11 protein-coding genes, 1 tRNA gene, 2 rRNA genes and 1 pseudogene (1 of these 15 running past the window's edge) are annotated in these 13,990 nt (G+C 61.0%); 13 read left to right on the top strand and 2 right to left on the bottom strand.

Annotated elements, in window-relative coordinates; genetic code table 11:
* The 3 genes from LZK81_RS22140 to LZK81_RS22130 all read left to right on the top strand — a co-directional run.
* A 23S ribosomal RNA gene (locus LZK81_RS22140) occupies window positions 1-1,526 on the top strand (it extends 1,274 nt beyond the left edge of the window).
* Between the two features lie 260 nt (window positions 1,527-1,786).
* Window positions 1,787-1,901: ribosomal RNA gene (rrf, locus tag LZK81_RS22135) — 5S ribosomal RNA — on the top strand.
* Between the two features lie 255 nt (window positions 1,902-2,156).
* Window positions 2,157-2,233: transfer RNA gene (locus tag LZK81_RS22130), tRNA-Met, on the top strand.
* Between the two features lie 227 nt (window positions 2,234-2,460).
* On the opposite strand, the gene LZK81_RS22125 is transcribed toward LZK81_RS22130, so the two are convergent.
* Together LZK81_RS22125 and LZK81_RS22120 are read right to left on the bottom strand one after the other, a co-directional pair.
* Complete coding sequence (locus LZK81_RS22125; RefSeq protein ID WP_233954692.1) at window positions 2,461-3,924, bottom strand: sulfatase; 1,464 nt, start codon at window positions 3,922-3,924, stop codon at window positions 2,461-2,463.
* Window positions 3,925-3,941: 17 nt separating this feature from the next.
* Window positions 3,942-4,895: a dihydrodipicolinate synthase family protein gene (locus LZK81_RS22120; RefSeq protein ID WP_233954691.1), complete on the bottom strand. Its 954-nt coding sequence runs from the start codon at window positions 4,893-4,895 to the stop codon at window positions 3,942-3,944.
* A 143-nt stretch (window positions 4,896-5,038) separates the two neighbouring features.
* Here LZK81_RS22120 and LZK81_RS22115 point away from each other — a divergent pair, with 143 nt between their 5' ends.
* From LZK81_RS22115 to LZK81_RS22070, 10 genes and pseudogenes are all read left to right on the top strand, one after another.
* The gene (locus LZK81_RS22115; RefSeq protein WP_418936460.1) at window positions 5,039-5,761 is read left to right on the top strand and encodes a FadR/GntR family transcriptional regulator; all 723 of its coding nucleotides are present in this window, start codon (window positions 5,039-5,041) and stop codon (window positions 5,759-5,761) included.
* A gap of 31 nt (window positions 5,762-5,792) precedes the next feature.
* Entirely contained in the window at window positions 5,793-7,379 is a 1,587-nt protein-coding gene (locus tag LZK81_RS22110) for an ABC transporter substrate-binding protein (protein ID WP_370649362.1), read from the top strand.
* Window positions 7,380-7,452: 73 nt separating this feature from the next.
* Entirely contained in the window at window positions 7,453-8,412 is a 960-nt protein-coding gene (locus tag LZK81_RS22105; RefSeq protein WP_233954690.1) for an ABC transporter permease, read from the top strand.
* Entirely contained in the window at window positions 8,378-9,289 is a 912-nt protein-coding gene (locus LZK81_RS22100) for an ABC transporter permease (RefSeq protein WP_233954689.1), read from the top strand. Before LZK81_RS22105 ends, LZK81_RS22100 begins: the two co-directional genes overlap by 35 nt.
* Before the next feature lie 10 nt (window positions 9,290-9,299).
* Window positions 9,300-10,217, top strand: coding sequence for a dihydrodipicolinate synthase family protein (locus tag LZK81_RS22095; protein WP_233954688.1), 918 nt, complete (start codon window positions 9,300-9,302; stop codon window positions 10,215-10,217).
* 2 nt (window positions 10,218-10,219) lie between these two features.
* Complete coding sequence (locus tag LZK81_RS22090) at window positions 10,220-11,230, top strand: ABC transporter ATP-binding protein (protein WP_046605069.1); 1,011 nt, start codon at window positions 10,220-10,222, stop codon at window positions 11,228-11,230.
* Window positions 11,231-11,233: 3 nt separating this feature from the next.
* A complete protein-coding gene (locus tag LZK81_RS22085; RefSeq protein WP_233954687.1) occupies window positions 11,234-12,202 on the top strand; it encodes an ABC transporter ATP-binding protein in 969 nt (322 codons plus the stop codon).
* A gap of 111 nt (window positions 12,203-12,313) precedes the next feature.
* A pseudogene (locus LZK81_RS22080) lies at window positions 12,314-12,569 on the top strand (MFS transporter); the annotation flags it as partial.
* 152 nt (window positions 12,570-12,721) lie between these two features.
* Window positions 12,722-13,264 (top strand): sigma-70 family RNA polymerase sigma factor, encoded by a 543-nt coding sequence (locus LZK81_RS22075; protein WP_233954685.1) that lies wholly within the window; start codon window positions 12,722-12,724, stop codon window positions 13,262-13,264.
* Window positions 13,261-13,977 carry an anti-sigma factor gene (locus LZK81_RS22070; protein ID WP_046611159.1) on the top strand — a complete coding sequence of 239 codons (717 nt, stop codon included), beginning with the start codon at window positions 13,261-13,263 and terminating at the stop codon, window positions 13,975-13,977. Before LZK81_RS22075 ends, LZK81_RS22070 begins: the two co-directional genes overlap by 4 nt.
* The last annotated feature ends 13 nt before the right edge of the window (window positions 13,978-13,990 follow it).

Here is a 13,990-nt window from a genome sequence, read left to right as displayed (position 1 = left end):
TGGAGGTATCGGAAGTGCGAATGTTGACATGAGTAACGATAAAGAGGGTGAGAGACCCTCTCGCCGAAAGACCAAGGGTTCCTGCTTAAAGTTAATCTGAGCAGGGTTAGCCGGCCCCTAAGCCGAGGCAGAAATGCGTAGGTGATGGGAACCACGTTAATATTCGTGGGCCTGGTGGTAGTGACGGATCGCAAAAATTGTTCAACCTTATTGGATTGGTTGGGCAGTGGGGCGGTTCCAGGAAATAGCTCCACCGTATAGACCGTACCCGAAACCGACACAGGTGGTCAGGTAGAGTATACCAAGGCGCTTGAGAGAACTATGTTGAAGGAACTCGGCAAATTGCACGCGTAACTTCGGAAGAAGCGTGACCCCATTTTGGGCAACCATAATGGGGTGGCACAGACCAGGGGGTAGCGACTGTTTATCAAAAACACAGGGCTCTGCGAAGTCTAAAGACGACGTATAGGGTCTGACGCCTGCCCGGTGCTGGAAGGTTAAGAGGAGAGGTGCAAGCTTTGAATCGAAGCCCCAGTAAACGGCGGCCGTAACTATAACGGTCCTAAGGTAGCGAAATTCCTTGTCGGGTAAGTTCCGACCTGCACGAATGGCGTAACGACTTCCCCGCTGTCTCCAACATAGACTCAGTGAAATTGAATTCCCCGTGAAGATGCGGGGTTCCTGCGGTCAGACGGAAAGACCCCGTGCACCTTTACTATAGCTTTACACTGGCATTCGTGTCGGCATGTGTAGGATAGGTGGTAGGCTTTGAAGCGGGGACGCCAGTTCTCGTGGAGCCATCCTTGAAATACCACCCTTATCGTCATGGATGTCTAACCGCGGTCCGTCATCCGGATCCGGGACAGTGTATGGTGGGTAGTTTGACTGGGGCGGTCGCCTCCGAAAGAGTAACGGAGGCGCGCGATGGTGGGCTCAGACCGGTCGGAAATCGGTCGTCGAGTGCAATGGCATAAGCCCGCCTGACTGCGAGACTGACAAGTCGAGCAGAGACGAAAGTCGGTCATAGTGATCCGGTGGTCCCGCGTGGAAGGGCCATCGCTCAACGGATAAAAGGTACGCCGGGGATAACAGGCTGATGACCCCCAAGAGTCCATATCGACGGGGTTGTTTGGCACCTCGATGTCGGCTCATCGCATCCTGGGGCTGGAGCAGGTCCCAAGGGTTTGGCTGTTCGCCAATTAAAGCGGTACGTGAGCTGGGTTCAGAACGTCGTGAGACAGTTCGGTCCCTATCTGCCGTGGGTGTAGGAATATTGACAGGATCTGTCCCTAGTACGAGAGGACCGGGATGGACATATCTCTGGTGGACCTGTTGTCCTGCCAAGGGCATAGCAGGGTAGCTATATATGGAATGGATAACCGCTGAAGGCATCTAAGCGGGAAACCAACCTGAAAACGAGTATTCCCTATCAGGGCCGTGGAAGACGACCACGTTGATAGGCCGGGTGTGGACGTGCAGCAATGCATGAAGCTTACCGGTACTAATCGCCCGATTGGCTTGATCGTTCTCATTGATTATGCTCATCGAACGAAGTTCGATGTGCCTGAGACCTTTGTCCTGACGCTGACGCGACCCAATGGGTCGCTACGCTGCGGACGGCCCGCCAAACGGTATTTTGCCTGAAGGCAAAAACCGAAAGGCGACGGCCGCTGGCCTGTATGGGTGCCAAAAGCACTCGTCAGATCTGGAAAGGTTCAAAGACGTGTTCAAAGACTAAAAAATGAGGTTCGCCTCAACCAGCTTCTCAAATGTTGCGCTTCGCTGACCTGGTGGTCATTGCGGGGCGGCCGCACCCGTTCCCATTCCGAACACGGCCGTGAAACGCCCCTGCGCCAATGGTACTCCGTCTCAAGACGCGGGAGAGTAGGTCGCTGCCAGGTCTGCCAAACGCAACATATCTTCTCATCACGAAATCTGCGGCCCCTGGCCGACCCAAGGGCCGCCCACAAAGCGGCCCTTTTGCTGTGCAGAATATGAAAACTTCGGGGTGCAATCGTTCTGCGTCCCTTACAGGAGTAAATCGCCTTCGGCAATTTGCTCCTGCAGAAGGCATAACCGCCCAAGCGGTTACGCCAACGCGACAAAACCAAAACGGTTTTGCGCACGGTCTTTTGCCGTAGGCAAAAACCTTATTACGCGGGGTGGAGCAGCCCGGTAGCTCGTCAGGCTCATAACCTGAAGGCCGCAGGTTCAAATCCTGCCCCCGCAACCAAACATCAAACACACCCATACATAACAAAATCCCCAGCACGGGGCTTTCTGCGTTGCTGGCTGCCGGTGGCCCCGATCGGTTCATGACACCCGGCTCGGTCCGTCGAATTGACTTGGCTCCGAACCCGGGCTGGGCAAAGGCAGATATGGAACAAGATGTCCTCGAACCGCGTCCGACTGCGATACGGTGACCGCAGGAGAACAGGCGCGGGATTGTATGGCGATGCCCTATTTAATCCTGTTCTGCAGCCGCTGGGCCGCGTTCGGCGTGGATGATGTTGCGCGTGGTGGGGCTGCCACGGCTTCCGCCTGCAGGAATGTGGCGATTTCGCCAAGCAGCATGAGCTCGGCCGCGGCGTGGGCTGGATCCCCCGAAAGATTGACTGTCTCCCGCGGGTCGGTCTGAAGGTCGAACAACTCCCGCTCGCTCGATCCTCCACTCGTATAGAGCGTCAGCTTGAAGCGCTGGTCCCGCGCCATGGTCGCCCGCATCGGCGGGTCCCAGAAACTACCGCTGTCGTTGACACCGGAGTTGCGGTAGGCGCAGATCGCACTGCTGCGCCTCGCCCTATTCTGCGATGCCATGGCCACCAGATCCTCGCTTTCCGGGCAGGATCGCGTATCGAGGCCCGCTGCTGCGAGGCACGTGGCCGCCACGTCGCGGCCTTGCGCAAGCGCGGTACATCGGGTGCCGGCGTCGGCGAGGCCCGGCCAACGCAGCAATAGCGGCACTCCGACGGTTGGTTCGTAGAGTGCAACTCCCTTGACGAAAAGCCCGTGATCGCCAAGCTGGTCGCCATGGTCGGATATGAATACGACCAGCGTGTCGTCGGCCATCTCCGCTTCGTCCAACGCCGCCAGAACGCGGCCGACCTGCTTATCGAGGAAGGCAATGGAGGCGGCATAACCGAGACGGATCCTGCGGATCTCCTCCGAAGAGAAATCTGAGAAACGTCCGAGATAGGAACCCTGCCGCTCCTGGCGGACGCATCCGGGTTGTATCGTGCGCGAGACGACCGGCTCCGGAATCTTCGCCGCATCGATGCGATTTCCGAAGGTGAGGGGGTAATCCTCATAGGGGTCGTGAGGGTCGAACAGGCTCATCAGGCAAAAGAACGGCTGTCTCTCCGCTTTCATCGACTGGATGAAGGCAATAGTCCGGTCGGCCGCCCACTTGCTCATGTGTTGCGCTTCGGGGTGATGAAGTTCCTTTCGACTGTTGCGTTGAAGGGCGTCGAGGAAATCCGGCGCCGTCTCGCGAAGCCAGGCCGCATAGCCGTTGAAGGGACTTTCGATCGAAACCGATGGCTCGAGACACCATTCGTAGATATCGAAACCGTCATGCGGATGCCGTTGACGTTCTTCCTGAATACGGCTGCTGACATGCAGCTTGCCGAAAACTGCGGTCCGATAGCCGGCCTCCCGCCGCAGCCGTTCGGTGAACAGCACTTCGTCCGGCGGCAGGTTGTCATGCACCCGCTGGACCGCATGACCCGGCACGGGCTTGCCGGTGAAGATGCTGGCCCGGGAAGGCGTGCAGATCGGGTTGTCGACCGTGCAGTGCTCGAATACCGCTCCGGCTTGACCCAGCCGGTCGAGGTGCGGTGTCGGAATCCAGTCGCAGCCATAGATGCCGAGCGTGTCGCGACGCTGCTGGTCGGTCATGATCATCAGGATGTTGGGTCGTGTCACGATGCCACCTCGACGTTTCAGAGCATGATCTCGGGAAGGGCGATCCTGGCCTTCTCACGCAGTGCGGGAACGACCGATGGGTCAATCCAGCGGTAAGGCCGACGCAGCCGGGTGCCGATCTCCGCCCATCCCCCGATCGCAGCCAGGAGCTTGTCCAACGCGGCGTTGGAATATCCGTGCACTTTGGCAAAGGGCGCTATGTGGTCATCCAGGAAGGTGCGCAGCCGCTGTTCTATGTCAAGCGACCGGTCGATATCGTCGGCCATAGACGCGGTCCATCGCTGCGCTCCGGACGGGCTCAGGCAGGCAACGTTGGAGAATGCCCCAACCGCAACGCCCTGCTCGACGCCTGTCGCAAGATGATGCCCCGGGACATAAATTCCCCACGCATCGAGATGCCTGCGGGCCTGATCGTACCAGCACGCATCGCCATCCCCAAGCTTGATGCCCACGACTTGCGGTACGCCTGAAAGGATTGCCGCCAGCTCCTCCGGGGCAAAGACGCGCTTGGCATGCGGCGGCTGGTAAAGCACCAGCGGCACCCGGCCGGCGGCGCCGGCGGCCATCTGCAGGAAATCGGCCGCCTCAGCGGACGTCACGGGCCACCAGTCGGGAAGGATCACCTGGACCGCCTCCGGCTTGAGCGCCGCCGCCCGGCGCACTCGGTCCAGGGATATGCGGGGATCGGGCTGACACGCACCGATGACGAATGGCATCGCTGCAGGAGTGCAGCGGTCCGCCAACAATAGTTGAATCCGGTCGAACTCCGCTTCTGTCTGGTTGTGGAATTCGCCGGCGGTGCCGTTCGAGTAGATGCCGTCCACTCTGGCGGTAATCAGCCGGTCGATCGCATTGGCCAGACGCGGGAAATCGATCGAATCGTCTTCATTGATCGGCAGTAACAGCGTCGCCCAATTTCCGCGAATGCGACCCCAGCGGTCATTCCGTCGTTCAAATTTCGTGGTTGCCACACTCCGCCTCCCCTTTTGCAGCAGCCGGATCCATCCCAGCCGGACCCGCTCAACCCGTCATCTACAATTTATCGACTTGCTAGATATCCTACAAGTCGATATACCTCAATCATGTTGATTGTCGAAATGTGCATGGAGCAGTGTTGGCCAAGCCCATAAAACCTCTGGAGCGCCCGCCGCTTCTGCATGTCAGCGTGCAGGAAAGCCTGCGCAGTTATATCGAGGACAATGACCTGACGGCTGGCGCGGCTCTGCCGCCGGAGACTTTCCTGGCGCAGCAATTGGGCGTGGGGCGCAATTCGGTTCGGGAAGCGATCAAGGCGCTGGAATCCGTCGGCATCCTCGAAACACGGCGCGGCATTGGTGTTTTCGTCAAGGAATTCTCGTTCGAGCCGCTTCTGGACAATCTCGCCTATGGGCTGCAGGCGTCGCTGCGTGATGTGGAGGAATTGCTGGAGATCCGTCGCGTACTGGAGACGGGCCTCATCGACAAGACCATCGAAATGATCAGCGACGATGACGTGGCCGAGCTCCGACGCCTTACCGACCGCATGCGCCAGCGCGCTGAGCGCGGCGAAAGCTTCGCCGAGGAGGACCAGCAATTTCATCAGCTTCTGTTCCGCTGCCAAAACAACAAGATGCTGAGTGCGCTGATCGATATCTTCTGGTCCGCCTTCTACAAGGCCTCGGGCTTCGCAAACCTGGCAAGTCCCACGCCCCTGGCGACCTGGCAGGATCACCACGAGATTGCAGAGGCCGTGGCGGCGAGAGATGTCGAAGCGGGCCGCAAGCGCCTGAGCGCACACTATTCCGGCATCCGGAAAGTCATCGCGATCAACCGGCCCGAGGAGGTCGATCCGGTTTAGCGATAGTCGAAATATAAAAGAGGAGGAGAGCATGCATCGACGGAATTTCGGTCGCCTTCTGGCGGCGGGAGCTTTGCTTTTTGCCACGACTGCCGCAATGGTGCCCGCAACGGCCCAGGCGCAAACGGGCAAGACCATTGTCGGCGGGTTCGACGTGGGTCCAGGCGGTTTCCAGGGCAATTTCAACCCGCTGACTGCAACAGCCGGCTTCACCTGGCTTAATACCTATTTCGAGCCGCTGGTCATCTACACATCTGATTTATCGAAGCTTACCGGCGCGCTGGCTTCTGAGTTCACCCTCGGCCAGGACAACCTGACATACACGTTCAAGCTCGCCCAGACGAACTGGCATGACGGCACGCCTTTTACCTCGGCCGACGTCAAGTTCACCCTCGAGCTTGCCAAGAATGCCGAGAGCGGCAGCATTTTTGCCGCGCGGCTTGCCGATATCGCATCGGTCGAGACGCCGGATGCGCGCACGGCAGTCGTCAAGCTCAGCAAGCCGAACTCGGCATTCCTCTCCGTACTGTCGCAGCTGATGATGCTTCCGCAGCACGCACTGTCATCCGTGAACGTCAAGGAGGTCGCCAAGAGCGCGTGGTGGTCCACCAAGCCAGTCGGAACCGGTCCTTTCAAGTTCGTGAAACATGTCAGCGATCAGTATGTCGAACTGGCTGCCTATGATGGCTATCGGGGCGGAAAGCCGAAGGCGGATCGTCTGATCAACCGCTATTTCGCCAATCCGGCAGCGGCCGTCGCGGCCCTCAGGGCAGGGGAGATCCAGTTCACCTTCGCCGAACCCGACGACGCCAAGACCTTCAAGGGCAATGGCGGTTTCCGGGTCATCGAGGGCGATTCCTATGTGGTGAACTATATCGGCTTCAACCACCGCGCCGGAATCTGGAGCGACCTTCGCGTTCGTCAGGCGGTCATGCACGCCATCGACCGAAACGCCATCGTCTCGAGCCTCTTCGGCGGTGCAGCCAAACTCGCCAACTGCGGCTATGTCGCGCCGCAGCTTCTTGCGAAGGATCTGGCCGACTATGCCTACAATCCGCAAAAGGCAAAGGACCTGCTGGCGGAGGCGGGCTGGGAGAAAATCAACGGCAGCAAGCCGATCCCGTGGCTGACCTACTACAATACGCCGCAGGTCGCGAACGTCATGGCGGCGGTGCAGGCAATGCTGGCGCAGGTCGGCGTCAACGTCGTTCCGCGCGCGCTCGACGTTCCGAGCTACAACGGCATCGTGCGAAGCGAAAAATGGCAGGATTTTCCGCTGGTCTATGCGGGGCTGCAGAACGGCCCCAATCCGGGATCGCTCAATGTCGGGCTGAATGCCGCACAGACACCTCCGTCCGGCAATAACATCATGCGCGTCGAAATGCCTCCGCTGACCGATGCGTTGAATGCAGCGATGGCGGAAACCGATCCGGCCAAGGCCGACGGCAGATGGCAGAAGGTCTGCAAGGAAATGAATGCCGCGCTTCCCTGGGGCCCGATGTGGGTTGCAAGCCGCTACGGGGTCGTCTCCAGCAAGCTCAAGGACTTCTTCTGGACGCCCGCTCCAGGCGGTGGCCCGTTCGTCTCCCACCCGGAAAAATGGGATCTCGCTCCGTGATGTGTCGGTAAGCCGAGATGCGGTCCGGCGGGCAAGCCCGACCGCATCTCCTGCGGACCCTGTTGGTGAAAACATGCTGCAATACGTCCTTCGCCGTACGGCTGTCGGCCTGCTGATGCTGCTGGCCCTGACGGTTCTCATCTTCACGTTGCTGCGGCTGACGCCCGGCGATCCGATCGATGCCTATGTCAATCCGTCTGTCCCGATTTCTGCGTCCGATCTCGAGATGCTTCGCACCCGGCTCGGTCTCGAGCGGCCGCTGCCTGTGCAGTATTTCGCCTGGCTCGGCGCGGCCCTTACGGGGGATTTCGGCTATTCCATCCAGTATAACGGCGAAGCGGTGCTGCCGCTTGTCCTGAGCCGCATCGGTCCGACGATCCTGCTGATGTTCAGTGGGCTTGTCATCGCTGTCGTCGTCGGCATCGCAACCGGCATCTTTGCGGCCGTCCGCCGCAACAAGCTGGCCGATCTTTCACTTTCGACGGTGGCATTCGTCGGAATTTCAAGTCCGGCTTTCCTGACCGCCCTGCTGGGGCTCTACGTATTCGCGGTCAATCTGCGCTGGGTGCCGGCCGGCGGCATGTCGACGCCGGGTGCGCCTTTCTCCGTCGGTGACTTGCTGGCGCACCTCATCCTGCCCGCCATCCTGCTTTCGATCGGCCATGGCGCACTGATCATGCGCTACATGCGCTCCTCCCTGCTCGAAGTTCTGTCGCAGGACTATGTGCGCACGGCGCGCGCCAAGGGCGTCCGGGAGTTCTGGGTCATCGTCAAACATGCCGTCCGCAACGCCCTGCTGCCGGTGATCACCCTGATCGGCTCCACCATCGGCATCGCCATCGGGGGCGCGATCTTCATCGAGAGCGTGTTCGACTGGCCGGGCATGGGCCTGCTGATGGTCAATGCCGTCGTCAGACGGGATTATCCGGTCATCATGTGCGCTACGCTGCTGACCGGCGCCTGCGTCATCCTGGTCAACCTGCTTACCGACATCGCCTATGCCGCTGTCGATCCGCGCATCAAGGTGGCATAAGATGGCGAGCTTGACGCATGCCGGCTCCGCCGGTCCCATCCGACGCGCACTTTCCCGCTTTTTCGAAAACGGCGCGGCCGTGGTCGGTTTGGCCATCCTGACCCCGATCCTGGTCCTTACGCTCACTTACGATCTCTGGTGGCTCCACAAGCCCAACGACATAGACCTGCTGGCGATGAACCAGGGGCCGTCGTCGGCCCATTGGCTCGGCAGCGACGGGGTGGGGCGCGATATCATGGCGCGGCTGCTGCAGGGCGGGCGGATTTCGCTTCTGGTGGCGACCGTGTCGATGGCGATCTCCACGTTCCTCGGTTTCTTCATCGGAGCCATCGCCGGCTTTGCCGGGCGTTTCGTTGACGGTGCCGCGATGCGGTTCGTAGATCTCGCGATGACCTTGCCGCCGGTCATTTTCCTCCTGGTTCTCGCCTCGATCGTCGGCAGCGGCATAATGCCGACCATCTTCGTGATTTCGCTGCTGTCGTGGCCGGTTCTCGCCCGCATGGTACGGGCCCGGCTGCTGGAATTGCGCGAACGGGACTTCGTCGTGGCATCCCGGGGCATGGGCGCCGGCCTCTGGCACCTGCTGATCCGGCATGGTCTGCCCAATACGATCGATATTCTCGTGGTCTACGCCACCCTGCAGGTGGCAAGTGGGATCCTGCTGGAGGCGGGTCTCTCCTTCCTGGGTCTTGGGGTCACGCCCCCGGAAGCGAGCTGGGGCAATATGCTCAATGCTGCCCGCGCCACGCATGTGCTCGAAAATTACCCCTGGCAATGGATGTTTCCAGGCGGGGCGCTCGTCTTGACCGTTCTCGCCATCAACTTCGTGGGCGATGGGCTTCGCGATGCCTTCGATCCGCGCTCCGAACTCAAGTGAAAGGTTGAACATGCCTCTCTTCACCGGCGTCATTCCGCCCGTCGTCACTCCGCTCACCACGACTTTCGGGGTGGATTATCCTTCCTTCACGCGCGTCATAGACCATCTGCTCGATGGTGGCGTGCATGGTCTGTTCGTTCTCGGCTCGACCAGCGAGGTCGTGTTTCATGACGAAGCCACGCGCCGCAGCATCATCGAACATGCGGTCGACCAGGTGCGCGGCCGCGTGCCCGTCCTGGTCGGCGTGATAGACCCCACAACCGAGCGCGTGATCGCTCATGCAAAGGTGGCGCAGTCGGCGGGCGCCGACGCGGTTGTCGTCACGGCGCCATTCTATGCCCGGACAAACCAGTCCGAGACCATCGATCACTTCCGCTATATCCGGGAGGCGGTCGACACACCGGTCATCGCCTATGACATCCCTGTCTGCGTCCACACCAAGCTCGAACGCCGGACAACGGTGACGCTTGCCCGCGAAGGCACGATCGCTGGCGTCAAGGATTCGAGTGGCGATGACGGCAATCTTCGCTATGTCATGGCGGACACGGCCGATCTTCCGGATTTCTTCGTCATGACGGGATCCGAGATCGTCGCCGACAGCGTCGTGAACATGGGCGCGCATGGCATCGTGCCGGGCCTCGGGAATGTCGATCCGCACGGTTATGTCCGCTTGTGGGATCTCTGCCAGGCGGGTGATTTTGCCGGTGCGCGGGTGGAGCAGGAACGCCTGTGCCGGCTTTTCGAGATGGTCGGGGTCAGCCTGGCGCGGACCAGTGCGGGCTCTGCCGGAGTGGGGGCCTTCAAGACCGCCATGCGCAGGCTTGGGGTCATCGACACCAATGTCATGGCCCGCCCGCAACGATCCCTGAACGACGAAGAGGCGGCCGTCATCGACGGCATCCTGCGGCAAACCGGGCTTCTGGATTGACGATGAGTGCAGAGCCGATCCTCGAAATTTCCGGGCTCAAGACGGTGTTCCGCATCGGCGATCGGGAGATCGTCGCCGTGCGGGACCTCAGCCTTGCCGTGGCGACGGGAGAGACTGTGGCGCTGGTTGGCGAATCCGGCTCGGGAAAGTCGGTGACCAGCTTGTCGATCATGGGTCTTCTGCCGCGCGGCGTGGGCCGGATCGCTGCGGGTACGCTCCGGTTGAAGCGCAAGACGGGCGAAGTCGTCGAACTGCAGACTATTGACGGTGACACCCTGCGCCGGGTGCGCGGCAATGATATCGGCATCGTTTTTCAGGAGCCGCTGACCAGCCTCAATCCGGTTTTTACGATCGGCGAACAGATTGCCGAGCCGATCCGAATCCATATGGGCAAATCCCGTCAGGAGGCCTTGTCGGATGCGATCCAGCGGCTGGAGGATGTCGGCATTCCCGATCCGCGCCGACGTGCCCGGCAATATCCGCACGAACTCTCCGGCGGCATGCGGCAGCGAGCGACCATTGCCATGGCGCTCGCTTGCAATCCGACGTTGTTGATTGCCGACGAGCCCACGACGGCCCTTGATGTCACCATCCAGGCGCAGATCCTCGACTTGCTCGGACGGCTGCAGAAGGAACGCGGCATGGGCATGTTATTCGTCACCCACAATCTCGGGGTCGTTGCCGAGATCGCCGACCGTGTGGCCGTCATGTATGCCGGTTCGCTCGTCGAGACGGGTAGCGTGGCGCGGGTCTTCTCCCATCCGCGCCATCCCTATACCAAGGGGCTGATGCGTTCGGTGCCGCAGCTTGGAACCGCGACGCTTCTTCGGGAGGCGGGCACTCCGCTGCCGACCATCGCAGGGTCGGTTCCGAGCCTCATGGACCTGCCGCCAGGCTGTCCTTTCGCTCCCCGCTGTCCCTACCGCATAGAGGCCTGTTCAGAGGCCTACCCGGCGTTGGCAGACGCCGGCGAGGGGCAGTTCAGCCGCTGCATTCGATGGCAGGAGATCTGACCGATGTCACAGGAATTTCTCCTCGAAGTGAACCGGCTGGGCAAGGATTTCGCCCCGGTGGCATTTGCCCGCGGACCGGTCGTCCGCGCCGTCCAGGATGTCTCCTTCAACATCAGACGCGGCGAAGTCGTCGGGCTGGTTGGAGAATCCGGCAGCGGCAAGACCACCATCGGCCGCATGGTCGCGCAACTGATCGAACCTACCTCTGGCAGTATCCGTTTTGAAGGCTCGGAAACGACGAGCCTGACGCGCCGCGAACTCCGCGGCCTGCATGCGCGCGTCCAGTATATTTTCCAGGATCCCTTCGCCAGCCTCTCGCCGCGGATGACGATCGGCGAAATCCTCGCGGAAGGACTGGATATCCAGCGGATCGGCAGCAGATCGGAGCGGGCCGCAAAAGCTGCCCAGGCCCTCGCCTCGGTAGATCTGCCGCCCGATGCGATTTCCCGCTACCCGCACGAGTTTTCCGGCGGCCAGCGCCAGCGCATAGGCATCGCACGGGCGCTGATGCTTGCGCCCGACCTGATCGTCGCCGATGAACCGGTGTCGGCGCTCGACGTGTCGGTCCAGGCGCAGATCGTCAATCTGCTGCGCGACCTGCAGATGCGGCTCTGTCTGACCATGCTGTTCATCGCGCACGATCTCGCGGTGGTCGAATATGTCGCCGATACGGTAATCGTGCTCTATCTCGGCCGGATCATGGAAATGGCGCCGAGCCGCGAGCTTTACGCCAGCCCGCAGCATCCATACACGCGCGCCCTGCTTTCGGCTGTCCCGTCGCCGGACCCCTCGCGGCATGCGAACCGGCAGATCCTCAAAGGTGATATCCCAAGCCCCGCCAATCCCCCAAGCGGCTGCGTCTTTCGTACCCGTTGTCCGGTTGCGATCGAAGCCTGCGCGAACGTCGTGCCGCCACTCAGGGAAGGGACGAAAGGACATTTCAAGGCCTGCATCCGGGACGATTTGGACTGATCCGGCAGAGCAGGAAGGGTCTTCACCCGTGACTTGCTGAGCCGCATCGCGCGAGGCTGACGACGTTGCTGCGTGCGATGAAAAGCATGCTTTTAAACTGGGCTTAAGAGCGATGCCGCTGCCCCCGCCGAGGGCGAACTTCAGTCGTCCAGGTCGACGGCGCAGGTGTTGAGGTCGCCCAGTTCATCATCCTGCTGGTTACCAATTTTTTCTGCTGCGCCACCCATTCGGGACCGATCTCTCACACCGTGAGCTATGCGGTGACCTGCGGCATTCCGATGAAGGACTGGCGGGCATGGGTGGGCGTGTCGTCTTCGGCATCCTTGGAGACCGGTTCGGCGCCAAGCAGGTTCTCGTTCTCGGCCTGCACGGGCGACCGGCGGCGACCTCGGCGAGACAAAGGCATCGCGGATATCGGCTGCGAGGAGATAGAAGACGCTGCTGCGGGTTTTGCGACGAAGGCGCCTTGTTTTTTGAGATCGACGTTCTCTATAGATGGAGATGGCGAGGTTTTTCCGAATGCAAAGCAATGAGATCGCGGCTCTGGTCAATCGCGTGGCGATGGGTGATCGCAAAGCGTTCGCGTCGTTGTATAATGCGACGAGCCCGAAACTATTTTCGATCTGCCTGCGTATCTTGAAAGACAGGGCCGACGCGGAAGAAGCGCTCCAGGAAATCTATGTCAGGCTCTGGCAGCGCTCCAGGACTTTTGCAGCCGATACCGGTTCGCCCCTGGCCTGGTTGGCGGCGATCGCGCGTAATCATGCGATCGACATCCTCCGGGCCAGGAAGCCTGTCACAGAGGACCTTGACGATGCCTACGACCTTGCCGACGACGGCACGCTCGATCCCGAACAGCAGGTGGCCAATGCGGATGAAGGCCGTCGCATCGACAGGTGCATGCAGGAGCTCGACTCCGTGCATGCGCGTGCGGTTCGACGTGCCTATGTGGAAGGTTTGAGTTATCTTGAACTGGCGGAAGAATTGAAGGTACCGTTGAATACGGTGCGCACGTGGCTGCGCCGGAGCCTTCTGAAATTGAGAGAGTGCATGGAGCGATGACGTCGGGCGAACAAAGTCAGGGCAGGCGGCCGCAGGACGAGATCCTGGCCGGCGAATATGTGCTCGGCGTCCTGTCGCTCGAGGCCCGCCGCGCCGTGGAGCAGCGGATCGCCAACGACCGCGCTTTTGCCCGGATCGTCGAACGGTGGCAGGCGGACCTTGCTTCATTCAACGACGATTATGAGGACGTGGTGCCGGGCCAGGCGATTTTCGGCCGGATCGAAACGCGGCTCTTCGGCCCTGCCCGGGTTGCTGGGCCCTCATGGGGTCTGTGGAATTCCGCGCTGTTCTGGCGACGGCTCTCATTCGCCACGACGGCGGTTGCGGTGGCTGCCGTCGTCTATGCATCGGGCGTGATCCCGGGGCAGCAGGGATCTGCGCCGCTGGTGGCGGAATTGTCCTCGACCGATAGCCAGATCAACCTGCTTGCCTCCTACGATGCCGGCAACGGGCGTTTGCGGATCGTACCGGTCGCGGCCGGCGGTCGTGAAGAGAAGTCGCTGGAGCTCTGGCTGGTGCCCGGAAGCGGCAACCCGCGGTCTCTCGGTGTCTTTGAGCCGGATCAGGCAGGTGAGCTCGTGATACCTGCCGATCTGCGCCGCAACCTGACCGAGGGCGCGACGCTTGCCGTCAGCCTCGAACCGTTCGGCGGCTCGCCGACCGGTGTGGCGACCGGTCCTGTCATAGCGAGCGGCGCCGTGCGCAGACCTTGACGCCGAAGCTGAC

The sequence above is a fragment of the Neorhizobium galegae genome (genome assembly GCF_021391675.1).
GTDB classification, from domain to species: Bacteria; Pseudomonadota; Alphaproteobacteria; order Rhizobiales; family Rhizobiaceae; genus Neorhizobium; species Neorhizobium galegae_B.
This window is presented reverse-complemented; position numbering and strand designations above follow the sequence as displayed.